13 protein-coding genes and 1 pseudogene are annotated in these 26,078 nt (G+C 41.1%); 10 read left to right on the top strand and 4 right to left on the bottom strand.

The genetic code is table 11. The features are described from left to right. The first annotated feature begins 269 nt into the window (after nt 1-269). Nucleotides 270-1,046: a PEP-CTERM sorting domain-containing protein gene (locus tag FD724_RS18355; protein WP_179073600.1), complete on the top strand. Its 777-nt coding sequence runs from the start codon at nt 270-272 to the stop codon at nt 1,044-1,046. Nucleotides 1,047-1,335: 289 nt separating this feature from the next. Here the strand turns inward: FD724_RS18355 and FD724_RS18360 are convergent, their stop codons facing one another. Further along, entirely contained in the window at nt 1,336-2,316 is a 981-nt protein-coding gene (locus FD724_RS18360; protein WP_179073601.1) for an aldo/keto reductase, read from the bottom strand. A 212-nt stretch (nt 2,317-2,528) separates the two neighbouring features. Between FD724_RS18360 and FD724_RS18365 the strand changes: the two are divergent. From FD724_RS18365 to FD724_RS18385, 5 genes and pseudogenes are all read left to right on the top strand, one after another. Continuing rightward, a pseudogene (locus FD724_RS18365) lies at nt 2,529-3,688 on the top strand (transposase). Nucleotides 3,689-3,760: 72 nt separating this feature from the next. Then, nucleotides 3,761-4,303, top strand: coding sequence for an alpha/beta fold hydrolase (locus FD724_RS18370; protein WP_256874304.1), 543 nt, complete (start codon nt 3,761-3,763; stop codon nt 4,301-4,303). A gap of 76 nt (nt 4,304-4,379) precedes the next feature. Next, complete coding sequence (locus FD724_RS18375; protein WP_179073602.1) at nt 4,380-4,934, top strand: RidA family protein; 555 nt, start codon at nt 4,380-4,382, stop codon at nt 4,932-4,934. A gap of 312 nt (nt 4,935-5,246) precedes the next feature. Further along, on the top strand, nt 5,247-10,664 hold the full coding sequence (locus FD724_RS18380) for an AAA family ATPase (RefSeq protein ID WP_179073603.1): 5,418 nt from the start codon (nt 5,247-5,249) through the stop codon (nt 10,662-10,664). A 263-nt stretch (nt 10,665-10,927) separates the two neighbouring features. Next, a complete protein-coding gene (locus FD724_RS18385; protein ID WP_179073604.1) occupies nt 10,928-13,387 on the top strand; it encodes an S-layer family protein in 2,460 nt (819 codons plus the stop codon). On the opposite strand, the gene FD724_RS18390 is transcribed toward FD724_RS18385, so the two are convergent. Next, a complete protein-coding gene (locus FD724_RS18390) occupies nt 13,384-14,889 on the bottom strand; it encodes a glycosyltransferase (protein ID WP_179073605.1) in 1,506 nt (501 codons plus the stop codon). The genes FD724_RS18385 and FD724_RS18390 overlap by 4 nt on opposite strands. A gap of 898 nt (nt 14,890-15,787) precedes the next feature. Between FD724_RS18390 and glgX the strand changes: the two genes are divergently transcribed. Next, nucleotides 15,788-17,917: a glycogen debranching protein GlgX gene (gene glgX / locus FD724_RS18395; RefSeq protein ID WP_179073606.1), complete on the top strand. Its 2,130-nt coding sequence runs from the start codon at nt 15,788-15,790 to the stop codon at nt 17,915-17,917. Between the two features lie 406 nt (nt 17,918-18,323). On the opposite strand, the gene FD724_RS18405 is transcribed toward glgX, so the two are convergent. Both FD724_RS18405 and FD724_RS18410 read right to left on the bottom strand, forming a co-directional pair. Next, nucleotides 18,324-20,339: a Dyp-type peroxidase domain-containing protein gene (locus FD724_RS18405; protein ID WP_256874305.1), complete on the bottom strand. Its 2,016-nt coding sequence runs from the start codon at nt 20,337-20,339 to the stop codon at nt 18,324-18,326. A 130-nt stretch (nt 20,340-20,469) separates the two neighbouring features. Continuing rightward, nucleotides 20,470-22,659 (bottom strand): galactose oxidase early set domain-containing protein, encoded by a 2,190-nt coding sequence (locus tag FD724_RS18410; RefSeq protein WP_179073607.1) that lies wholly within the window; start codon nt 22,657-22,659, stop codon nt 20,470-20,472. A 998-nt stretch (nt 22,660-23,657) separates the two neighbouring features. Here FD724_RS18410 and FD724_RS18415 point away from each other — a divergent pair. The 3 genes from FD724_RS18415 to FD724_RS18425 all read left to right on the top strand — a co-directional run bounded on the left by FD724_RS18415 (nt 23,658) and on the right by FD724_RS18425 (nt 26,071). After that, nucleotides 23,658-24,233 carry a nuclear transport factor 2 family protein gene (locus tag FD724_RS18415; protein WP_256874306.1) on the top strand — a complete coding sequence of 192 codons (576 nt, stop codon included), beginning with the start codon at nt 23,658-23,660 and terminating at the stop codon, nt 24,231-24,233. Between the two features lie 8 nt (nt 24,234-24,241). Beyond that, nucleotides 24,242-25,525: a glycosyltransferase family 2 protein gene (locus FD724_RS18420; RefSeq protein WP_179073609.1), complete on the top strand. Its 1,284-nt coding sequence runs from the start codon at nt 24,242-24,244 to the stop codon at nt 25,523-25,525. A gap of 162 nt (nt 25,526-25,687) precedes the next feature. Continuing rightward, complete coding sequence (locus FD724_RS18425; protein WP_179073610.1) at nt 25,688-26,071, top strand: hypothetical protein; 384 nt, start codon at nt 25,688-25,690, stop codon at nt 26,069-26,071. Nucleotides 26,072-26,078 lie beyond the last annotated feature (7 nt).

Consider the following 26,078-nt stretch of genomic DNA (forward strand, 5'->3'; position numbering starts at 1 on the left):
AATTTCTAACTCAGCCACTGCCTTATGGCTGAGTTAGAAGCACTTTCAATTGGCAATATTTACATGTAATAGCCCTTACGTGTAAATATTGGCTACGTGTGCTGTGATTGAAAGTAAAAAATAGTTTAGTAATTATAAATAATAATACTGTAAATTTTCGAAGTTTTTCCAGTTAAATATATCTAATATTCAATCTTTGTTTGTATAAACTTATATAAGCTTTATCGGCTATTGCATAACATAGATTTACACGCAATCAATGCAAGAATATGAAAAAATTCCTGGGTGTTTTAATGGTTTCTAGTCTATTAGGACTAGGAGCATTCTCTACCGTTAACAAAGCTCAAGCCGCATCCCTGACAATCGATCCTACAGACACCTTTTTGAGAACCTACGCTGACACAACTTATTACCAAGGTGTGAGTACTGTTGCTGGTAACACTAAAGCCATATCCCTAGCAGATTTGGGTTTGAAAGGTGGCGACTCCATCAGCCTGAATATTTCTGGTAAATTTAACACGAGTGTTTGGAGTCCAGGTCAAAGGAGCGACATGATAGGGGTATTCAGTACCTCAGATCAGCTCCTTAATACATCCTTTAAACAACGTGTGGTTGATGCTGTAGCCCTCAATCAGCAAGATGCCAATCAATATGACTACACTCAGAACACGTGGACTTCTAACACTTTGTTTGATTCTACCGCCTCCCCAGGCTCTACCTTTGACCCTGGCAAAAATGCTTATATGTGCAGTGATACAACCCTGAGTGACCCTAACAGAATGTGCGGTCAACAAACATTATTTGATAGTGTTTTTGGTATTTTCGGTGAGACAACACTTACAATTCCCACCACAGCGACTTTTTTGTTTCTAGCTGTGAACGATGTTTTCTATAGTGACAATACTGGAAGTATATTGATAGACATTGGCAAAACAGGAACTGTGGATAATCAGCTTTCAGTCCCAGAACCTAATACTGTTCTTGGTGTGCTGGCAACGATCGCACTAGCATTGAAAATGAAACGCAAGCAACAAATTGCTAAATAACCCTTTTCTGTCACTCTCCGAAAACTTTTGCCATACTGAAAAACCATATATGTCGTAGGGGCAATACCCAACGGTAAGCCGCTTTGCGTCTACATAAATTGCCCCTACAGCGCAGGTCTATTTACCATCCAAGAATGATTAATAAAAACCTGAAATGACATACTTACCTTGATTCACAACATAATTATTTTGTGTAGTCCTAGCTTTTCACCTGCGTAGGCGTAGCCCATCGTAGACATCGCACTAATGGGAACAATCGGCACAAATCTGGTTACATTTCGTTAATGGATCAACGGTTAACAGTACTCATGTCAGGGTAGCGCTCACCTGCTGCTACACCTTTTGGTGCAACTGCTTCCAGTCGATTCAACTCTTCTTCAGTCAGGGTAATATCGGTAGCTGCAACATTCTCCTCTAAATAGGTACGGCGTTTTGTACCAGGAATTGGCACAATATCTTCTCCTTGAGCCAATAGCCATGCTAGTGCAAGTTGACTAGCGGTTACTCCTTTTTCGGTGGCAATTGCCTTCACTTGCTCAACTAATTTCAAGTTCTTATCAAAATTCTCACCTTGAAAGCGAGGAGCATTTCTGCGATAGTCATCAGGTGCTAGATCGTCAAGTTTAGCGATCGCACCTGATAAAAACCCTCTTCCTAATGGGCTATAGGCAACAAACCCAATTCCTAATTCCCGCACGGTAGGTAAAATTTCATCCTCTGGCTCTCGACTCCAAAGCGAGTATTCTGTTTGGAGTGCCGCAATGGGGTGAACTGTCACAGCCCGCCGAATCGTGGCCGGAGCAGCCTCTGAAAGCCCTAAATAACGCACTTTTCCCAGCTTTACTAACTCCGCCATTGCTCCTACAGTATCCTCAATGGGTACGGTTGTATCTACCCGATGTTGATAATAGAGGTCAATCACTTCTACTCCTAGACGTTTGAGTGAAGCATCACAAGCTTGATGGACATATTCGGGTTTGCCATTAACTCCTTTAAAACCACCATCTTCAGTGCGGACATTACCAAATTTGGTTGCTAATACTACTCGATCGCGGCGATCTTTAATTGCTTTGCTTACTAATTGCTCATTAGTGAAAGGCCCATACATATCAGCAGTATCAAGAAAATTAACTCCAAGTTCTAATGCTCGATGAATTGTAGCGATCGCCTCATTTTCATCACGACCACTATAAAACTCAGACATTCCCATACAACCAAGTCCGATAGTTGAAACTTCTAACCCAAGTTTCCCTAGTTTTCTAGTTTTCATCACATAATCTCCTAGTCAGTAATTGGTGAGAGAAAATCAACTCCTTCAGCATTATCCCTTTCTCTCTCCCCCAGTCATCTACACTTAGAAGTATTTACCTTAGTGGTGCAGAAAAGTCCTGAAGGCTTGATATATGGGGAATTTTACTAAGACAAGGGTGACAGAGAGGGGGAAGACATGGGATGCTCAAGTTTCCACACAAAAACTACTCCATGTCAGTCCCCCATCTTTATCGTCAACTGCAAGTTCAACTAAGTCAATGGATTTGTCCCCAAGATCAACGACATCTGCAAGTCTTTTGTGAGAATGTCGCCGCCATTTTGCAAGCTCAAAGCGCCTGTCTGAGCCACTGGTTGCCCTATCTGAGTCATAGGGAGTGCAAAGCTCGCAGCCACATGGAGCGCTTAAACTACTTTGTCCATAATCCCAAAATCACTGCCGAAACCTTCTATTTTCCTATGTTGCAGCAGTTCTTGAACTCCTGGGAGGGCATGGCGATGACACTAACACTTGATACCAGTATGTTATGGGATCAATATTGCTTAATTGAGATCTGTTTAGTTTGGGGTGGACGCTCTATTCCACTTGGTCAAACGGTATTGGAGCATGGCAGTGCCACCGTGGGCTTTGAGGACTACTGCCCCGTGTTAGAAACGACGTTAAGGCTGCTGCTTAGGCAGAATGTCATGTGACGTTGTTAGCGGATCGAGGATTTGAACATGGTGCGTTGATCCGGTGGTTACGGGAGCATCAATGGTCGTGGTCTATTCGGGCGAAATCGGACTTGAACATTACCCTCTCCAATGGTCAAACGGCTGCGGTTGCAAACTTGCTTCCCCAAGAGGGCGAAGCTTATCTGTTTCGAAAAGTCAAAGTTTTGCAGGACATTGAGTGTCATCTCGCCACCGCTCATTTAGCTCTGGCAAGTGAGGCTTGGGCTGTCCTCTCCGATGTGCCGCCGTCCTTGCAGACTTTTGAGGTTTATGGTCAGCGATTTGGCGGCATTGAGCCACATTTTAAGGATTATAAGTCCGCCGCTTTTGAACTCATCCGCTCCCACTTGCGCGACCCTCAAGCGCTGAATTGTTTGTTGATGTTGCTAGCGCCTGCCACCTTAATTGCTATTGCTGTTGCGGTGGTGGTGGTCGGTGAAGGTCGGCGCAAAATGCTGGATTGGCACAGCCAGAGGGGATTGAGTTTCTTACAATTAGGATTACGCGAAATTGAACGGTTGTGTTATCAACGCCTCCCAATTCCTCTATTAGCTACCTTACCTCGGAAGAGTCCCCCATCTGCCACTGCTTCACTTAAAAAACGAACGCAGATAGAGCAACAAATTGAGTTCTCCCGTGTCACTGTGTTCTCAACTTGAGACTTCGGAAAGTTTTCTGCACCACTAAGCCTAACATTCTGTCGCCTGTTTCCAGAGCAATTAGGGAGTCGGGTGGCTGGCTTAATTCTTGTGGATACTACTTACACCAATCCGGTTAAAACTTGCATCTTTAGCAATCTGGTACGGAAATTGCAGAAACCGCTACTTGAACCTTTGTTATACCTGACTATCGTGCTGTGGCCGATTTTTTGGTTGATGACTTGGCTTTCGTATTTCAATGGTTCGCTGTACATCAGCGTAGAACTATCTGGATTTACGGGTACTGAAACACGCGGTCAACTAAATTTTGCCGCTTTCCTATCAGCATTGGGTTCGCCTGGTGTTCTGGCTCGTGGCACACTGGCAATGTTCAAGTTTGACGAAGCACAAACACTCGCAACTATTAACGTGCCTGTATTGGTCATGTGTGGGGCTTCAGATATAGCGACTAAACCTGTGGCCAGCGATCGCATGAAAGCAGAATTACCTTACTCTGAAAGAGTCACCCTCAAACCAGGTGGACACATGGCATTGATGGAACAAAACCAGCAGTTTGCTGAAGCAGTCAGTACGTTTAGCGCTGACTGTTCGCTCCGAAACAGTCATCTTAATTAGTGCTTTTTACTTCAACTCGGTAGATAATAGAACTCAGTATGAGCAACAATACAGAACTCATATTTAGGGAGCTTTAATGACTCGACGTATTACCAGTGCTGTAAATTCAGTAGTAGCAAACTTATCACGACGCAATGCACTTTTGTGGCTTGGAGGTAGCGGGATAACTACCGCCTTTATGGTGGGAACCCAAAAGGAAGTGGGGGCTCAAGAAAATAAAGATTTAAAATTGGTGAACCCACCAACATTATATGATGCAACCCGAAATGGCTATAGTCATATAGCTGTTACGCCACCAAGGACTAGAACCGTCTATATTTCTGGTCAATTTGGTTCCGACTTACAAGGAAATCTTGTCTCCGATGACTTTGAAAAGCAGTTAGTACAGGCTTTTAAAAACCTCCGTTTTGCCTTACAAGCGGTTGGTGCCCAACCAAAAGATGTAGCAAAAACTACTATTCTTATAGCAGATTACAACCAAAGTAAATTGATCCCATTAGGACGTGAAATTAGTAATTTGTGGGGATATAAGCCACCAGCAAATACTCTTATTCCCGTTCCCAGGCTTGCACTTGATGGGATGTTGTTTGAAATTGATGCTTATGCGGTAATTCCAGAAAAAGGGAATTGAGGGCTGGTTCCAACATAACCCTCTTTAAATATCAGATGATATAACTTTTTTCAATAACAGCAGGCGGGGTAACAAATTCCCGCTCCTGCTGATCAATCATAGTGGTCTGTTCCATTAATTTTGCTGGGTTGGATAAATACTTCAATTTCCCTTCTTGCTACGCTGCGCTAACGCGATTCGTTCTCTTCTCTCTCAAATTTAATCGGACACACCACTAGTCAGACTATGAAACTGTAATCTTTAGCAATTAACCTTAGTGTAACGTTACTAATTTGGGAACAATAAACTGAGAAATCACTATGATTTAGCAGTATGTTCAGCACTCAGGTTAGTATTCCCAAATATCAAGTCATTGGAGAAATCTACAATGGTTCGAGAACCATTGTTTATCGTGGGTATCGAGAAAGTGACTCATTACCTGTAGCGATCAAACTGCTGAAAAATTCATATCCCACCTTTAATGAACTGGTACAGTTTCGCAATCAGTACACCATTGGCAAAAATCTCAACTCATCCTTAATTGTCCAAACTTACAGCCTGGAAGCATATCAAAATGGCTATGTGTTGGTGATGGAAGATTTTGGTGGCATTTCTCTAAAAGATTATTTTACTCATAACCAGACGCGAAACTTGGGGTCTTTGCAAGAGTTTTTACAAATAGCGATCGCACTGTGTAATACCTTAGAGATACTCTATACTGAGCGCATCATTCATAAAGACATCAAACCGAGCAATATTTTAATTAATCCTCATTCCAAAGAAGTTAAATTAATTGACTTTAGTATTGCCTCTCTATTACCAAGGGAAACACTAACCCTAATTAGTCCCAATGTATTAGAAGGAACCCTAGCTTATATTTCTCCAGAACAAACAGGGAGAATGAATCGAGGCATTGACTACCGAACGGATTTTTATTCACTCGGTGTAACTTTCTACGAGTTACTCACAGGTGAGTTACCTTTTCAATCAAATGACCCAATGGAATTGGTGCATTCTCATATTGCTAAAATAGCCTCTTCAATACATAAAATTGACTTACAAATTCCGGCTGTCATCTCGGAGATAGTTAGCAAGTTGATGGCAAAAAATGCTGAAGACCGCTATCAAAGCGTATTAGGATTAAAGTATGATTTAGAAACGAGTTTGGCTCAACTCAATAAAACAGGTAAAATTGAAAGTTTCACAATTGCTCAAAGGGATGTGTGCGATAGATTTATTATCCCTGATAAACTCTATGGACGGGAATTAGAAATAAAAACCCTACTAAAAGCATTTGAAAATGTCAGCCTGGGTGCAACAGAAATAACATTGGTAGCTGGTTTTTCTGGAATTGGTAAAACTGCGGCTGTTAACGAAGTCCATAAACCTATTGTTCGTCAACGTGGTTATTTTATAAAAGGCAAATTTGACCAATTTAATCGGAATATTCCTTTCTCGGCATTTGTTCAAGCTTTCCGTAATTTTATGGAGCAGTTACTAGCAGAAAGCAGTATTAAAATACAAGAATGGAAAAATAAAATTGTTCAAGCATTAGGTGAAGATGGTCAAGTAATTATTGAAGTAATTCCTGAATTAGAAAGAATTATTGGCAAACAGCCCCCTGCACCAGAGTTATCAGGTAATGCTGCCCAAAACCGATTTAATTTATTATTTCAGAAATTTCTCCAAGTATTTACAACTAAAGACCATCCTTTAGTAATATTTTTAGATGACTTACAGTGGGTAGATTCAGCTTCATTAAAACTAATACAATTATTAACGAATGAAGCTAATCAGGGATATTTGTTGTTAATTGGTGCGTATCGATACAATGAAGTATTTCCAGCACATCCGTTGATAGTGATGTTGGATGAAATTCGCAAAACAAGTGTAACTGTAAATAGCCTTACCCTAAAACCACTAAACCAATTACAATTGAATCAACTTGTAGCAGATACGTTAAATTGTGCAGAGAATGTGGCATTATCTCTTTCGCAATTGGTCGATCGTAAAGCTCAAGGGAATCCATTTTTTGCAACTCAGATTCTCAAATCATTGCATCAAGACCGACTAATTCAATTCAATTTTTTAGAGGGATGCTGGCAATGCGATATTTCCCAAATAAATCAGCAAACTTTAGCAGATGATGTTGTTGAGTTTATGGTCTTCCAATTACGAAGACTACCAGAAGAAACTCAACAACAATTGAAGCTAGCTGCTTGTATTGGGAATCAATTCGATTTAAAAACATTAGCGATTGTTTCCAAACAATCGGAGGTAGAAACCGCAGATTGTTTGTGGAAGGCTTTGCAAGAAGGGTTGATTTTGCCGCAAAGTGAGGTTTATAAGTTTTTTGTTGGTTCAGAAAATCAAGCAGCTACTCAAGAACATTCTGAGATGGTTGTATATAAATTTTTACACGATCGCGTCCAGCAAGCTGCTTATTCACTTATTCCAGAAGCACAAAAACAGTCAACACACCTGCAAATTGGGCAATTGTTGTTGGAAAATACACCTTTGCATCAGCAAGAAGAAGGGATTTTTGCGATCGTTAACCAATTCAATTACGGATTGGAGTTGTTGGAAGAACCTGGCGAACGAGAACATCTGGCCCGGTTAAATCTAATAGCTGGTTGTAAAGCCAAAAACTCGACTGCTTATGCAACAGCAGTCGAATATTTAAAAGTTGCGATGCTTCTATTGCCGATAGATGCTTGGCAAAGTAACTACGATTTGGCCCTTGCTGTTTACGAATCTGCGGCTGAAGCAGAATATCTGAATACAAACTTTGAGTCATCAAAATCATTAGTAGAGATTATCCTTAAAAACGCCAAATCTCCATTAGAAAAAGTTCGTACTTATGAGATTCAAATCCAGTCTTATACGGCGCAAAATAAATTCATTGAAGCAATAGCCACAGGTAGAGAAGCACTCCAATTACTAGATTTGACCTTACCTGAAGACGGTAATACTCAAATGATTTTTGATGAATATGACCAGTTGCAACAAATGTTGGTTCATCAATCAATTGCAGCATTGGCAGATATGCCAGAAATAAACGATCCCAAAAAATTAGTTGGACTTCGCATTTTATCGGGTTTATTTGCCCCGGTTTATATAGCCAAACCGATGTTGCTGCCACTCAAGATTTTTACAATGATCAAAATTTGTATTCAATCTGGCAACTCACCACAGGCTGCTGTAGCTTACAGTCTCTATGGATTATTTTTGTGCAGTATTGGTGCAATTGAAGATGGATATAGCTTTGGTAAACTGGCAATACAACTTTTAGATAATTTTCAAACTAAAGAACTTAAAAGTAGAGTTTACCTCACATTCAGCCTATTTATTAAACACTGGAAAGATTCAATTAAATCTACATTAGGTTTATTTTTAGATGGTTTGCAAAGTGGGTTAGAAACTGGAAATTTAGAATATGTTGGTTATTGTGCTAATTGCTATAGTCAGTTTCTCTTTTGGAGTGGAGAAAATTTAGAAAATGCGGTGCTGGAGGCAGATAAATATTGCGATCTAATGCAGCAACTTAAACAAGAAGTATCTCTAGTTTGGGGAAATATCTGGCGGCAGACAGTTTTAAATTTACAAGGAGAAGCGGTTAATTCCTGCTGTTTAATTGGTAAACATTTTCACGAAGAAGAGATGTTACCAACTTTGATTGCAACTAACAATATTAATGGTATTTGTTATGTCTATCTAGCAAAAACTCTCCTAGCTTATCTTTTTGGAGAATATGAGTCTGCTTGGGAATATTCCCAAAAATTTGAGCAATATGAGCAGGGAGCAGCAGGCTTATTAATTGTTCCTTTGCGAAATTTCTATCAATCTTTGAGTTTGTTAGCTCTTTGTTCTCAGGCAAATGAAGCACAGCAACAGCTTTATCTCCAGAAAGTAGCTGAAAACCAAGCAAAAATGCAAGAATGGGCAAATCATGCGCCAGTCAATTATCAGCATAAGTACAATTTAGTTTTGGCTGAACAAGCTCGTGTAACTGGCGATCGCGTACAAGCCGCAGATTATTATGAAATCGCTATCCAAGAAGCGATCGCCAATGACTATGTTCAGGAAACAGCGATCGCTAACGAGCTTGCTGCCAAATTTTACCTAGAATGGGGTAAAGAAAAAGCCGCAGAAGGATATCTGCAACAGGCATATTACTGCTATGCCCGTTGGGGAGCAAAAGCCAAAACTGATGACTTGGAAAAACGCTATCCCAAATTACTCAAACCCATTTTGCAACAGCAAGAATTCAACTTTAATCCCTTAGAAAGCATAGCCACTATTGGCAGTATATCTACTTACGCTACCAGCAGTACTAATATTTCTGATACTCTAGATTTGACCTGCATTCTCAAAGCCGCTCAAACTATCTCTAGTTGTATCGAATTAGACGTACTAATCAGCAGCCTCACCCGCATTATCCTAGAAAATTCAGGTGCAAAAACATCTGTATTAATTCTTCCTCAAGAAGATATTTGGCAAGTGCGGGCAATTACCTTTATCGATCAACAGTCAAATTCTCAGATTGATGTCAAAACCATTCTTGATTCACAACTACTAGACGCTTGTCAAGAGATTCCGATAAAACTGATCAATTACGTTAAAAATACTCAAGAAACCGTCATCATAGATAATTGCAAAACAAATATTCCCGGTGTCATTGGGGAATATATGCTCCTACATCAACCTCAAAGTGTATTATGTACACCTATTATTAACCAAGGTCATTTGGTGGGGATTCTCTACCTAGAAAATCAACTGAATCAAGGGGTATTTACTACTAATCGGCTACAGGTGATTAACCTACTATCTTCCCAAGCAGCAATTGCCTTAGAAAATGCCCAACTTTATCAGCAAGCCGGCCAAGCTTTACAAGATTTGCAACAAGCTCAATTACAAATTGTCCAAAGCGAAAAAATGTCTGCATTGGGTAACTTAGTGGCTGGGGTGGCTCACGAAATGAATAATCCTTTAGGCTTTATTGCTGCCAGTCTCAAACAAGCAAAACCCATCTTTATTGATATTTATGAACACTTAAAACTGTATCAAGAAAAGTTTTCCGAGCCGGGTGAAGAAATCATCAACCATGCTGAAGAAATTGATTTGGATTATACATTAGAAGACTTACCCAAAATAATTGATTCGATGACTATGGCCTGTGAGAGGCTAGAAAATATTAGTACGAGCCTCCGAACTTTTTCTCGTGCCGATAGAGATTACAAAGTTCCATTTAACATTCATGAAGGGATTGATAGTACAATTCTAATTTTAAAACATCGTCTTAAAGCTAATGATAACCGTCCAGCAATTGAGGTAGTGACTAACTACAGTAACTTGCCGCCAGTTGAATGCTTTCCAGGACAATTAAATCAAGTATTTATGAATATCCTAGCGAATTCTATTGATGCTTTAGATGAATCAAATACAGGTCGGTCATTTGAGGATATTAAAGCTAATCCGAATCGAATTACAATTACCACCTCCTTAAAATCTCAACAGGTCGAAGTAAAGATTGCTGATAATGGGGTGGGGATGAGCGAGTCAGTCAAAGAAAAAATATTTGACCATCTGTTCACGACTAAAGGTGTTGGGAAAGGAACGGGATTAGGATTAGCGATCGCTCATTCTATTGTTGTAGAAAAACACAGTGGCACTCTAAATGTAAATTCTACCCCAGGTGAAGGAACAGAATTTGTCATTAGCTTACCAATTTTGGCTCAAACTCAAAGTTAACTTGTTGGAGATATGAACCAAGACGCTTTAGTTAAGCATAAAAACCTTAACCTGCGTAGAGGCAGGGTAAGCAAGTAATAGTATATGTTCAGCCATTATTTTCTCCCCCTGCCTCAACCAAGAAATTATTTACCACCATTATTAATTTGTGCTGCTATTACTCAAAACTGAAAAAAACTCACCATAATATTACACAGCTACCCAAATTGCTCAATTCATTTTGGGAAAACTAGACACAAGATAAATAATTACAAATTTGGCTGATGAAAATAACTTTTGCTAACTTAAGCTTAATTGGTGCAATCTACATATCTGCTATTGGTAACAGCAATGTTCAAGCGCAGATCACGCCTGATGGTACTCTCAACACCACTGTGTCTGGCAGTAATAGTTACAACATTACTGGCGGTACTGTTGTTAGCAATAATTTATTTCACAGCTTTAGCCAATTCTCTATTCCTACAGGTGGTTCTGCAACTTTCAGTCATAATTCCAACATTCAAAATATTTTTAGTCGCGTCACTGGTAATAGTATTTCTTATATTAATGGTTCTATCAACACTAATAGCGGTGTTAACCTTTTCTTACTCAACCCGGCGGGGATTATATTTGGTGCAAATGCTAGCTTAAACGTTGGTGGTTCTTTTGTCGGCACAACCGCTAATAGCATCCAATTTGCTGATGGCAACGAGTTTAGCACCAACATAACTAAATCCCCATTGTTAACTATGAGTGTACCTGTAGGGTTACAACTTGGGGGCAATCCGGGAACTATTTCCGTGCAAGGAGTGGGAAATAATAGTAGATTGAACCCCACAACTTCTGTTTCTGGATTAACTAGTACAAATGGCTTGCAGGTTTTACCTGAAAAAACACTAGCTTTGATAGGTGGTGATCTCGTTCTCGATAGTAGCTTTCTTTCTGCACCAGGAGGACGAATCGAACTTGGCAGCATTACCCAAGGCAGTGCAAATATCCATCTCACGCCGCAAGCATTAACGTTTAGCTATCCAAGTATTGGCTCTAGCTTTGGTAATATCCAAATGAGTCAACGTGCTGTTGCATCTGTACGCGGAACCAGCCCCGGTTCGATTCAACTTCAGGGTAAACAGATCGATCTTCGGGATGGTTCTTTGCTGGTAGTACAAAATTTAGGCAACAGTAAAGCAGGTGATATTACTGTTAATGCTACAGAATCGCTACAAGTAGTTGGTAGATCCTCAGATTTTCGCAGTTCCAGTGGCATAGTCAATGAAGCTTTACTATCAGGAACCGCAGGAAATATTGTGATTACAACTCCAACATTGACCATTGATCGCGGGGCAATTGTTATGGATCGTAGCTATAATTCGGCCCGTGGTGGTAACATCACAATCAATGCCAATGCAGTGTCTGTGGGTGGGGTCGATCCTAAAGATCCATCTACTGTTCCGATCTTTGGTGTGCTTGTTGCTGCTGCTTTTGGAACTAAGCAAGGTGGAGATTTATCGATTTCTACTGATAGCCTTTCAATTTTGGGCGGTGCTAATGTTGGTACTAGGAGCTTTTCTAGCGGTCAGGGTGGCAATGTTAAAGTTACTGCTGATAGTGTGAATGTCTCAAGTCTGGATTCTCCTCCTGGATCGCTTTTTATCAGCTTGCTATCAGCGAATACTTTTGGCCCAGGAGATGCAGGAGACTTACATTTAGATACCCGGAAATTGTCAATACAAGATGGGGGTTTAGTCTCAGTTTCGAGTGTGAGTAGTGGGAATGCTGGCAATCTTACCATTAATGCCACTGAGTCAATTGATGTTAGGGGCATGAAAGACGCAGACAATCCTAGTTATATTGGGGCGATTGCCCGTTTATTTCTAGTGAGAACTTCTACAAACATTAGTAACAATAGTACCTCCAAGGCAAATGCAGGCAGTGTCACAATTAATACTCCTAACTTAACCATTCGTGATGGGGCAAGAGTTTTTGTCGAAAATGAAGTTCAAGGTGATGCAGGTACCTTAAACGTTAATGCCAATACCTTATATCTCAACAATGGTAGTCTTTCCGCATCTACAAAAGCTGGTCAAGGAGGCAATATAAATCTCCAACTCCGCGATTATTTGCTCATACGTAATGGTAGCTTCATTAATGCTGAAGCTGGTGCTGCTGGCAATGGTGGTAACATTACTATTAATTCACCTATCATTCTCGGCTGGGAAAACAGCGATATCATTGCCAATGCTTTCCAAGGTAAAGGCGGAAATATTGAAATTACAACTCAGGGGATTTTTGGTTTAGAATATCGTCCGCAACTAACATTAGAAAATGATATCACCGCCAGTTCACAATTTGGAGTGAATGGTACAGTTAACGTTAATATTATTGGTTTTGACCCCAATTCTGGTCTAGTGGAATTACCTGTAAATGTTAGTGATCCTTCCCAAAAAATCGCTACAGGATGTGCAAATAACAGTGGTAGTACTTTTGTGGCCACAGGTAGAGGTGGGATACCGCAAAATCCGACACAGGAAATTAGCAGCGATCGCACTTGGTCAGACATCCGCGACATCTCTGCATTTCACACAACACAACTAGTCAAAGTACAAATACATAAATCCCCAGAAATACTTGTTCAAGCTACATCTTGGCGACGTAATGCCCAAGGTAAAATTGAATTAATTACAAATCAATCTCCAAATCAGGTACAAACAGCATTAACCTGTGCGGCTACACCTCAAAATTAATTAACCCCAAAGTAGAGGTCGCTTAATTCTTCCAAAGAAACATCAGTCTGCGATTCTGGATTACGAAAGTAGAGATGGATGGGCAGGAGTTCAGCGCGATCGCGGGTTTCCGGTAAAGACAGAATCTGCTCAAGCAAAGTCAGGTAGTTTTCAGCAGTAGATTCCCAACTGTACGTCTTCAGCACCCGTTGCTGACCAGCTTGGGCAAAATAGTCCCACTCTTGAGCATCACATAGCACCCGCTCCAAGCCTCGTGCAATATCAGCAGGATCTTCTGGGTCTACGAGTATGCCATATTCCTTATTTCCCTGTCGCAAGCTTTCGCTAGGGCCACCGTTCTTGGTTGCTATCACTGGTAAACCTGCAACTGCTGCTTCTAAAGGAGCAAGTCCAAAGGGTTCGTAAAGTGCTGTCAGCGCAAATACCGAGCGGCGTTTAACCATAAACCGATAGGCTGCTGCCAGTGACTCTTGAGACTGATCTGACAAGCCAAATGCACTAATCTTGCCCCATAAGTCGTTTTCCTTGACCACCTCTCGAATGGGGGCTAATACCTCTTCAGCTATGCTGTCACTAGCCTCTTCTCGTAAGGGATCGTCCAGTCCCCCTGTAAGTAACATCAAGTTAGCTCGTTCCTGAAGTGTTGGACTGATTGCGAATGCTTGCACTAGCCCTAATATGTTTTTTTTAAGCTCTAATCGACTGGATGCTACGATAACGGGTAAATCTCGACGGGCTTCTGCAATGTCCCGTGCCAATCGCTCCTGAATGAATTCTTCAGTTGCTTTCTCATTTTCGGAACGTGCCTTTGCACCGAAAATCGAGAAATCTGCTCCCGGTGGAATCACTGCAAAGCAGTTGTCGTTGTCTACATCCACTGCACTCGTATAGACTTGATGAGAATATTGTTGAAAGCGTTCTTGTCGTGTACTGGTGATATTAACGACCGAGCGATTCATGCTCAAGCGTTCGGCTAGGATGCGATATTTAAAATGGAATTGCTCATCTATTTCTAACAAGTTCTCTGAAGTGACTTCCAGCTTGTCCATCTTTTGGGCACCGAGAGAATGAGCAGTAAAGGTAAAAGGTATGCCTGTATCCTCTTCAATTAAAACGCCACACAGCCCTCCATCGGCGTAGTGAGCAGTCATAGCATCGGGTAAGCCACCTTGCTGTTGATAAAATTTCAAGATGTTGGGTACCCAATCACTAATCAGATGAGTCCATAACAACTCTTTGGGAAGAAATTCTTTTGGCCCAGCTGGTAAGCGGATAATGCGGATGTTATCGATTCCTGGATAAGTGTCAAACGCTTCGGCAAATTCTGGCCATTCCGGATCAATAATTTGACGGGTGAGAATATCTACTTTGTGTCCCTTTTCGGCTATCGCTATAGCGACTTGCTTAACGTAGATCAGTTGACCCCCAAAATCTGGGTGTTTGCTTATGTGACTATTGTTTGAATCAAAATTGCCTTGAGGGTTGAGAAATCCAATGTGCATCGCCCACTTCCTAATACAGGTTGATTTCTACTAGAGATTTTGCCTGAACACGGCAGCATAACAACTTAGTGAGCTTGTTAAAAACTCCCAAGGCTGAAAAACGCAGGCAGTGAGACTTTACGTAAATACCATTGCTCAAAAAGTAAGCCAAAGGGCTTTTATTGATTCCCTTTAGCTTAAACCCAGCCAATTCGCGCATTTTCCTAATATTTAAGTTAATCGCTATTGCGCTTCACGCACATATACCGAATGGCATAAATGGTAAGGTGATATTTCTCTTTAAAATTCAACGTATTCTTGCTTTTATCCCGTAGTTTAACTTTTATCTGTATCTTTTATCGCCAAAAATACATAAGCACACTTAGTAAATAGTAAATTTATTTCTTCCACAACAACGCATTAGCTAAAGGAAATCCATATTTATTGGGCAATTCTATCACTCAAGATGATGCTTGCTATCAGATAAAAATATTACAACAATAAGTAAAGTGCAAAAATCTATATGATGGTCTCATAAAAGATATTTTAAGTAAATCTACACGCTGATATAAATAGATTTATTCATTTTGATAGATGTCGGTATTTGCTATTTTTTGTAAATTTATAAAACTGAAAATATTTGCAAAAAAACTTGTTAGCATATTTTATGACTTCAAAAGTAACAAGGATGTTGCCAATATTATCAATTAACGATGAAAAATTCTATTTCCAAATGTAAATAGATCCTTGCCATCATCAGATTTTAAGACTTTTTAAGGATAGTAATTGCAATAAGATAGTAATTTTTGGTTAATTTAAACTTATTAAGTTTAACCTTAATATTAACTTGTATTAATTACTATTAAACACATCTACAAAGTTTTTATTAACAGTAAAATTAGTTCTTGGTAATTCGCTTATGTATGTAGCTGTATGGCCTGGGAATGTATATCCCTTGGGTGCTAGTTGGGATGGAAAAGGTACGAATTTTGCTTTGTTTTCGGAAAATGCAACAGGTGTAGAACTTTGTTTATTTGATGCTGATAATCATGAAAATCGCTTGCCTTTAACAGAAAAAAATAATTTTGTTTGGCACGCTTATCTACCAGGAGTAGGGCCTGGGCAACGCTATGGATTTAGAGTACATGGCCCTTGGGCCCCAGAACTTGGTCATCGCTTTAACCCTAATAAACTATTAATTGATCCTTATGCCAAGGCAATTGATGGGGAAATTAGCGATACCGCAGCCATTTTTGGCTACTCTTTAGATGCGCCAGAACAAGACCTAGCTTTTTCCGATTTAGATAATGCCGAAACTATGCCGAAGTGTATTGTTGTCGATCAGTCTTTTGATTGGGGAGATGACAAACTACTTTCTATACCGTGGCACGAAACTATTATTTATGAAACTCACGTTAGAGGTTTTACTAAACTACACCCAGAAATTCCAGAAGAATTACGTGGTACTTATGCAGGGCTGGCACATCCAGTTGCAATTCAATATCTCCAACAACTAGGAATCACATCTGTGGAATTGATGCCTGTGCATCACTTTTTATCTTCTCCAGGATTTCTGGTAAATAAAGGACTCAAAAACTATTGGGGTTACGATTCCATTAATTATTTCACCCCCTATTCCGGTTACAGTGCTAGTGGCTCAGTCGGACAACAAGTGACCGAGTTTAAGCAGATGGTCAAGGACTTACACTCTGCTGGCATTGAAGTAATTTTAGATGTAGTTTATAACCACACTGGCGAAGGCAATCATTTAGGGCCAACATTATCGCTACGAGGCATCGATAATGCTGTGTACTACCGCTTGGTCAAAGATAATTCCCGTTACTACATGGACTTCACAGGCTGCGGCAACTCCCTAAATGTGCGTCATGCCCAAGTTCTGAAGTTAATCATGGATAGTCTGCGCTATTGGGTAACAGAAATGCATATTGATGGCTTTCGCTTTGATTTAGCCTCAGCATTAGCGCGAGAACTATATGAAGTAGATAATCTCGCAGCTTTTTTTGATATTATTCATCAAGATCCAGTTCTGGCAGATGTAAAGCTGATTGCTGAACCTTGGAATTTAGGAGAAGGCGGTTATCAAGTTGGCAATTTTCCTTTACGTTGGTCTGAATGGAATGGCAGATATCGTGATACTGTGCGGGATTTTTGGCGTGGTGAGGATGATAGCCTCGGACAATTTGCTTATTGTTTTACTGGCAGCCCTGACCTTTACCAAGCAAACGGGCGTAATCCCAGTGCCAGTATTAATTTCGTCACTGCTCATGATGGCTTCACGCTCAATGATTTGGTCAGCTACAACGAAAAGCATAATCAGGCCAATGGTGAAGATAGTCGGGATGGGGAAAGCCATAATCGGTCTTGGAATTGCGGTGTAGAAGGAGAAACCAATGACCCAGATGTAATCCGCTTACGGCAACGTCAGCGACGCAACTTTTTAGCAACTCTAATGCTGTCTCAAGGCATACCCATGCTATTAGGAGGAGATGAAATTGGTTGCACTCAGAAGGGTAACAACAATGTATACTGCCAAGATAATGAAATTGCCTGGCGCGATTGGAGTTTACAAAAGTCTAATTCCGAACTACTAGATTTTGCCCGCGAACTGATTTATTTTCGTCATCAGCATCCAGTATTTCGGCGGCGTAAGTGGTTTCAAGGCCGTCCTATTCACGGTTTTGGGATCAGTGATATTGGTTGGTTTAATGACGATGGCAGCGAAATGACTGAAAAGCAGTGGCTAGTTAGTTATGCCAAAGCTATGGAAATTTTCTTGAATGGTGAGGGCATTGTTACTCCTGGCCGCCGTGGTGAACGGATTATTGATGAAAGCTTTCTGCTATTTTTTAATGCTCACTACGAGACGATTGAGTTTGCTTTACCCAATGTTTTCAAAGACAGGGAATGGGAAATAGTTATTGACACCAATGAATCTCGCTTCCTTAGCCCAGGAAAGTTGGTTATGGGTGAGCAAACTGTGCCAGTTACAGACCGCTCTCTCATGGTGTTACGTCGTCTTGCTTCATAAGACAAAAATCTTATGAGCGATCGCGCCTATGACAAAATAAAAAATTGAGTGATATAGGGTGAAGTGCGATCAGGAAAGCGATCGCACTTCACAACGGTCATTTGATTGAAGAAGAATTCAGAAGTCAGAATGGGCTAAACGCCCCGCTACCGCTAACAGGAGTCAGAATCAAGACGCGACGCTCGAATACTCGCTACCGCTCCGCTATCAGTCGGGGATTCAGTCCCACGACTTTCTTGTTGACCACCAAATCGTAGATTTGTTGGGGGTATTAAACCCGATTATTCAGACGCTCGCAGACTCGCTAACGCTGCGCTATCCGCCACTCATACAGAATTCATTCTGAATTCTGACTCCTGACTCCTGAATTCTATTTGATAAAGTAAACTCCGTTAAAACCTACTAACTATTTGAGGGAACCAATGTAGTTATTCAGCGTATTGATATTATTATCGTAGGCAGAGTAATCACCCAATGAAACACGTTGATTTTGCACAAAGAACTTGAATGGTAGCTCTCGTTCGCCAAAGAAATTAACAAATCCGTCTGGCTCACTGGTATCTCCATTGAGACCAATTGCCCACTTCCGGTCTTTGTATTCCTCTAGTTCAGCGATCTTATATTCGCAAGCATCGCTCTCTTGATCGATTACATCTGCGATGTAGCGATTTAGGGTTTTGATATTCTCATCGTAAGCCGAGTATTCACCCAATCCAACTCGATTTTGCAAATAAAACTTAAATGAGAGCTTTCGCTGGTTGAAGAAGGTGAGAAATCCGTCCGGCTCAACGGTATCTCCGTTTAGACCAATTGCCCAGTTCTTCTGCTTGTAATTCTGAAGTTCATTGATTATGCCTTGAGCCACTTCGATCTCTTTTTTAGGGACTCCGCGAAATTCTATATGGCGACTGGGTTCGGGAGCAAGCGACTTGAGGAAACTCATACAAGGGGTAAAGAAAAATTCTCCGCCTTTCATAGTTACCCAATGGCTAAAGTCGGCTTCAGTCTGCTCTTCATCACCCCATTTAGTTGGCCAACTGTATGTCTCCGTGACGGCTATGTTGTCGTCTCCTTTCTTTTCTACACCAATAACTACATCTGTTCCCACATCTCGCTTGATAAAGTTCCTTTCTTTAGCCCATGCCTTCTGCATGAAGTTGAACTGGTTCATTAAACTGGCTTGAAAGCTCATAAACAGCAGTCCAGCATCGTTTTCTGGCTCTTTGCTGGGGAGAGTGCCATAGTTAATTGCACGACGGGCAATCCGATGCATCTTCTCCTCTTCTAGAGGGATTGATACAAGGGCTAATGTATCCCCACGGGGATTGACCTTGCGAGTGTGGGCATGGAAGGGACACTTGAAACCTTGCGGATCATCTTGATAATTAAAGTTGTTAGTTTCAGGCTTTTTATCCTCGCTTGGTGCCTGAGCGATCGCTACTGGTGTTCCATTCTGGAAGCGTCCCATAGTGTATGCTCCTGCTAAAGGTGCATTTACTTCTCCTGAACCTTTCAGCTTCTCGGCCAGGTTTTTGACAACATCTTGATTCCAGGCTTTAACGTTCTGCTCCAGTTTACGGAACACCAAGAAGCTACCGTAACTTTCCTGTTTTTTACCCAAGGGATCTTTGAACAAAACCAAGCTTAGGGGTGCGCGGGGGTCCCATTTGGTAAAGTCGCTATGTTCTTTTTCTTTGTCAACATCGCGCTTCAGAAACAACGGTTGACTGACTCCATCTCGAAATCCGAAGTGTTCGATCTCTTCTCCAGAATTTTCATCTCTGAGGACATAACCTATTTGCTCGTGGACAATAGAGGCGATCGCATCCAACTCTCCTTTTATTGCCTCTACTTTGTATTTCAAGAGAGCAGGTTGCTGACACAGCTTACTCTGATCCCTCCGCTCCTCAAGCTTTGCTTCTTCGGTTCTGGGGCCAACTATCTTATCAGCTGCAAGCAAAACGAGAGCATGAATTTCATTATTTTTAAACCCATCCTCCCATTGATTGGAATCATCGCCGAGTTCATTCTGCATATTAGGATCTTTCATCCCTTGCCGAAATGCGTCTTCATTGGGCAGATTCTGGTAGCCATACCCTAAGTGCATATAACCAGCCCTTGTCAAGAAGAAGTTGGCAAATAGTTTACCTGGTACATCTTTCTTCTGGCGATACAGCTTTCCCTGCTCGGCTTGCTCCAGCGCTGAGGTGACATACCTGTGAGTAAAACTGCCAATCCATTGCTTGGCGGCTTCAATATCGTTCTCGAATTTTAAGAACAAATAAACAGCATGGTTTCGTCCGTGTGACTTGAGGATGTTGCCCTGTATCTCATCCAATAATGCTTCATGTTCAAAATCATCAAAAGGGGTAGCAATTTCGACGATTTTACTGATGTCAATTTCCTTGATTTCGCTTGTCATAAATAACTCCTGACTTCAGATTTATCTAAACTTGTCTGGTTGAGAGCCGGACTGGGAGATATTTGATAAGTAGTCAGTCTAAAAAACTACTACAAATATCTCCCTTCTGGAAGAATTAATGAGGAGAAAATTAGCTATTTACTAATTGCACAATCTTGGCGTGAGAAGGCTTTCCGGCACTATTGATGTAGAACAGCATGTAGTAGCCAGGTGGAGTAAAGTGGTCGTTGGTGGGAGCGGTGAAGGGAATGCTAGCGTTGTATTTCAAGCCACCTAGTTGTTGCTCTTGTGCGCTCAAGTATTTAATCTGTTTTTTGTCGATCTGGATATCTACCAATCGTTGACCATTGTCAAAGGAGTGGGTGACAGATCCCAATTTTACAAGCACTATAGAACCTGGTTGATCTGTAGAGGCATTGCTCACAGAGATAGTTTGAGACGCACCGTATTGGAGTTTTTCAGGAGCGATCGCAATTTCTGGGCGATCGCTCTCTCCGAAGAGATAGGGTGGGTAAAAGATGGCATGTTGCCATATTTCACCGCTATTGCCATCAGTGCCTTTATTAACAAAGGCAAAATCGTTCTTGGTATCCAGACGAACTGTTCCATCTTTATCAAATCTGGCAGCACGAGAGTTATTACCACCCATGACTAACACCCGTGCATCTGGCAACAGCAAAGCGGTATTGTGATAAAGTCTGGGTTCAACATCCGGGTTCATCAGCTTGGTACGGAAGCCTTGGTGTCCGGTTTTAGTCGCATCGGGAATCAACAGGGTGGGGTTGTAAGCCGGACGAGTTTCGGCGTAGTTACCTCCATTGACCACCAAAATTTCTTTGGTGGGTAGAATAACCGCCTGTTCCATAGCTCGTTTGCCATAGCGACCCAATTTTGAAGACTGTTTCACATACTTATAATTCAGTGGGAATTTCTTCACCTTGCCATCGACAATATCCTCAGTATTCAGCAGAATGTCTTCATCGATTTTGGCCAAGAAGTCATTATCGATCTCCCATGAACCTTTAGTACTAGCGTCTTGTGGTGCTTTCCAACGCTCTAGGCTAGCAGTGATGCTTGCTCCCTTGATAACATCTTTTCCAGGGCCAATGCCAATGTTATTGGTACCCATGATGCCACCCAATAACAAAACATCCCCGTTAGGAGAACTAGGGTCGAGAACAGCAGTGCCATAGACTTTGTTGATTGCTAGTCTATCGGGGCCTGGCTCGAAGCTAATGGAATACTTTCCATCCTGATCTTTATTGAACGTTACAAAATAGCTGTGGGTACTTGCGTGTGCAATCTTCGGTTCATTTTTACCACCGCCATCACCAGTGATGATGAATCGGTTTTTCTGTTTGGTGGGTAGTATGCGGGCATAGAGGTCTATGATGTCAGAGCCGAAGCTCTCGTCATTCATTTGAGTTAGAAACGGATTGTTGGGAAGATTCTTGACATCGATAGATTGCCAAGTCTTCAAGTTAGGATCGTAGATTTCTACCAGAGTGCTAACAATCTGAGAGGGATCGGCTGTGAATCCTGAGAAAGAAGCGATCGCTCCGTCCGCTAGAGGAATGAGGGTAGGATACCAGTGACCATCCTTGGTTAAACCCAGGTTTTCCCACCTCTTTATATTTTGGTCTTGTTTTTGCCAATCTTTTTCTTGCCAGTGATAAATATTGGCTTGTTTTGACCCGGCGAAGCGTACACCTGGGTAATATACTCGACTACCACCGATAAATAGTACATCTCCGTTGGGCAGCTGTAAATGACCGGAACAGAAAGGGTCATTGCTTTCACCGTTTATCTCTGCTAGGGGTGAGTCAATGCGCTGGAAAGGAGAGATGTTGAAATCTAGCTTTGCATTCTCGATTAACAAATCGGAAAGGGAGGGATCGAAGATAGAGGTATTATTGACGACATCATAATTTTTAGTATTAACACCGTCTTCGATCTTGCCTTCTGTTGTGACACGGTTGCGGTTGCTGCTGCCGTTGACAATAAGAACTTTATTGTTGGGTAATAGCGCTGCGTGAACAGCTTGCATCCGATCGCTTTCGTTTTTGGCCATCGGTAGCATATACCAAGCGCCCATTTCTTGCGGACAACCTTCGTATGTGAGCAGTTTATTGCCCAGTTTGCCTCGCAAGTTCTTTTCTAAAGTACTAGTTTCTGCACAGATAATTGAGGCATTGGGTGGCGGTTCATCAGCGATCGCATAACGACCCCCATAAAAGGTAACTGCCACTGCCAAAACAAAGATCGCCAAGATTTTCAGGAGTTTGTTCCGCGTCGTCATTGTCAATTGTTCTTGAGTCATAAATCCTTGTAACAGTGGTCTGAAGGTACAACAAAGACAGCAGAATTCTTTATCCCCAGATATCTCAAAAAATGGGTACTTGACCCACCAACACAGACTTTGGAGATTCGGTTACTCGACAGAATGAAGAATAACCTCTTGTTGGAAAAGGCTTTGAAGTGCAGTTAGGTAAGTTTTGGTTAAATCCCAAAACCAACAAATTGGTGCATTAGTACTTATTAGTTAATACCAATTCTGTTAATTCAAGAGGGTCGTCACCGCTTTTAGCTGTCAACTAACCATATTAAAGCTAGTTACTTGCTTAATGGATCAGTATTTTTACTGAAAAATACGTAATTACACATTACTTTATAAAGTATGGTGCGCTTTTTTGATGAAAAGCCAGAAAAACAAGTATAAACTCAATATTTTATCGATAAATATACTACTAGTAAAAATACTTAAACCCGACTTTACATAAGTTCGTAGCGAATTGACAAGGGAAAATTCTTGAGGGTAAGGCTGGAGATAGAAACATCTATCTAATGCGTGAGTGCTGCATTTGTGCCTCACTTACTTGCAAGTAAGCTGTTACGTATACAACTTGCATTATCAGGGCGGGCAAAATGCCCACCCCACAATCATATTGAAAAAATATTAGTGCAAATTAAAGGCGCAACAGCTTATCTTGTGACCCAAGGTGTAATAAAGTTGACTGGTTAATCTATCTGATTTTTCACGGTAAGTTCTCAAACAACCTGGCTTTTACACAGGCTGATTCTCAACAACTATAGATTAATGAAAATACCTAACCTAAAATCAGGGTTAGAGAAAAATGATTGACTTCATCAGCACTTCTTTTTGTATTTCTTTATGTCCAACAAAAAGAAGTACTGAATGTGGGTAGTAACATTAAAAAATTCTCGGTAAGTGTCACTCAATCTACAGGTTTTTAGATGATGAAACAGAGACAGGCAAGCATATACAAATGCACTCAGCTACTTTGGAGTGTTTTGTTAGTGTTAGTAATTTGGAATCAACCCCAATACGCTCTAGCAGATGTCAACCCACAGGAGATAAATGCAATTATTCGCACACGGGATATTGCCCTGCAAGCCCTAAACACGCGCGATTTTGCCAAAATACAGCCTTATTTACACCCAAATTTCACAATCACAACAGTTGATAACCAGATTTTTCACAAAGTTCCTGAGTTTGAAAAGTACTGGAATCAGCAGTTTTCCAGTTCCATTAAAGATATCCAAATGCAATTGAAGGGAGATACTCTTAGAACATTTCTTACTCCAGATATAGATGTTGCCTCTGGAGAAGCGATCGCATCCTTTTATTTCAAAGATGGCAAAGCGGCTGATATGGCGTTGCGATGGACAGCAGTGCTGCAAAAACTCCAAGATAAATGGACGATTCAATCGCTGCATTTTTCCTCAAATCTGCTGAATAACCCAGTGTTGAACGCTGCTCAACAATTGGGGCGTATTCTAGCAGTTGCAGCCGGCGTAGGTGGTTTCCTTCTAGGAGCAGTGACGATGCTATTATTACGTCGCAGGACTAAGCCACGAACTGAAAGGATATAGCAAATAAAGTGGGAAGAAGCATTTATCAACCCAATAAAAATATTAGCTTTCATCGCCGTCTCAAAGCAACCATAATAGTTTTGTTAGTCTGGGGTGGCGTGAGTTTGCTGCACTGGCTACCAGAAACACAATGGTTGATGCTGGGATTAACGGCAATCCTGACTGTGCAAACGTTACGGATGCTGTTAGCAAAACCAGTAGCGGCGGTGATGGAGAGTGAGATTTATTTACCGCCAGTCTCGATTTTAGTTCCAGCTAAAAATGAAAGTTTAGTCTTGGCTAATCTAGTTTACAGCTTATGCCAATTGAATTATCCCAGCGATTCGCTAGATATCTGGGTTGTTGATGACGGTAGTACCGATGAAACCCCCCAGAGTTTGAGGGAATTACAAACTCAATTTCCATCTTTACAAGTTCATCGACGGGAATCAAAAGGTGGTAAATCAGGGGCTTTGAATGCGGTGTTTCCCTTTACCCAAGGAGAGATTATCCTAGTCTGTGATGCAGATGCTCAGTTACCTGCCAATTTTCTCCGGCAAACTGTACCTCTATTTGAGAAGCAAACGATCGGTGCAGTGCAAGTACGAAAAGCGATTTCTAATGCTAATACCAATTTCTTAACCCGTTGCCAGCAGATGGAAATGAACTGTGATAGCTTTCTACAAACCCATCGCATTGCTATTGGTGGTATGTCTGAACTGCGGGGTAATGGGATGTTAGTTCGTCGGGAATTGTTAAAAAAGTGTCAAGGTTGGAATGAGAACACTGTCACCGATGATTTGGATCTTTGCTTCAAACTCTATTTAGCAGGTGCAGAAATTGAGTTTGTTACAGTTCCATCAATTCAGGAAGAAGGTGTAACTACTTGGGAAAAACTTTGGAATCAACGCTGTCGTTGGGCTGAAGGTGGCTATCAGCGTTACCTAGATTATTTTCCGCAAATTCTGACTTTAGGTTGGGCGAAAGAAATTGATTTACTATTATTTTTTATATTGCAATTTCTTCTACCAATTGGACTAATACCAGATTTACTTTGGACAATATTTTATAGCCATCATCCAGTTCTGTTTCCACTCCAGACACTACTCAGCATCATTTTGACAATTGCCTTTATTGCTGGACTTTACCAATTTCAAAATTTACGAGGATGGTCTTTGCTTTGGGCAACAATTCAAGGCTCATTCTACATGGTGCATTGGATTCCTGTGATGATTGTGACGACTTTAAAAATGTGTGTACAAAGGGAGCGATCGCACTGGGTTAAAACTGAGCATTGGAATCACGGTAGTTAACTGAATTACTGGTAAGCTAGTAGTTCAGATACGACTAATCAAGTAATAATTCTAAGTATCAGATCAAATATTGATTGCCAAAAACTCTATTGTAGATGTTCGCAGTGGGCAGAAATCTACTGTTAGAGTATGCTGGATAAAATTTAGTTATATATGAAGAAGATGGCACAGTACGCAATTGCATTTGATTTATACACTGCGGGGATGAAAAATGATGGGTTTACTAAATCTCAAATTACAAATGTTTATCAGGTGGAAATTCCCGCAGCTCTAGCTAAATGTGGATTCACAGCCCATCCACAAGGTTCTCTCTATCACACCGAAACAGAAAAAGACCCAATATCTGCTCTAATGCAACTTCAGGGTGCGCTGAAAACAAATGCGCCCACTTTCTGCCAATATGTTCGCAGAGTTCACGTATTTCGTATGGAAGAATGGAGCGACGTGACTCCATTAATTGCGGAACGCCCATCTGCTGGTCGTCCAACAGCAGAAGAAGAGGTGGAGGAGCAAGAAGTGCTTGAAGAGCTTCCGATAGCTGGCTAACACTTTA

It is taken from the genome of Nostoc sp. C057, from assembly GCF_013393925.1.
GTDB classification, from domain to species: domain Bacteria; phylum Cyanobacteriota; class Cyanobacteriia; order Cyanobacteriales; family Nostocaceae; genus Nostoc; species Nostoc muscorum_A.

Coding starts and splice junctions, on each gene's coding strand:
- FD724_RS18355 (WP_179073600.1), top strand. CDS start 270: ATGAAAAAATTCCTGGGTGTTTTAATGGTTTCTAGTCTATTAGGACTA.
- FD724_RS18360 (WP_179073601.1), bottom strand. CDS start 2,316: ATGAAAACTAGAAAACTAGGGAAACTTGGGTTAGAAGTTTCAACTATC.
- FD724_RS18375 (WP_179073602.1), top strand. CDS start 4,380: ATGACTCGACGTATTACCAGTGCTGTAAATTCAGTAGTAGCAAACTTA.
- FD724_RS18380 (WP_179073603.1), top strand. CDS start 5,247: ATGTTCAGCACTCAGGTTAGTATTCCCAAATATCAAGTCATTGGAGAA.
- FD724_RS18385 (WP_179073604.1), top strand. CDS start 10,928: ATGAAAATAACTTTTGCTAACTTAAGCTTAATTGGTGCAATCTACATA.
- FD724_RS18390 (WP_179073605.1), bottom strand. CDS start 14,889: ATGCACATTGGATTTCTCAACCCTCAAGGCAATTTTGATTCAAACAAT.
- glgX (WP_179073606.1), top strand. CDS start 15,788: ATGTATGTAGCTGTATGGCCTGGGAATGTATATCCCTTGGGTGCTAGT.
- FD724_RS18405 (WP_256874305.1), bottom strand. CDS start 20,339: ATGACAAGCGAAATCAAGGAAATTGACATCAGTAAAATCGTCGAAATT.
- FD724_RS18410 (WP_179073607.1), bottom strand. CDS start 22,659: ATGACTCAAGAACAATTGACAATGACGACGCGGAACAAACTCCTGAAA.
- FD724_RS18425 (WP_179073610.1), top strand. CDS start 25,688: ATGGCACAGTACGCAATTGCATTTGATTTATACACTGCGGGGATGAAA.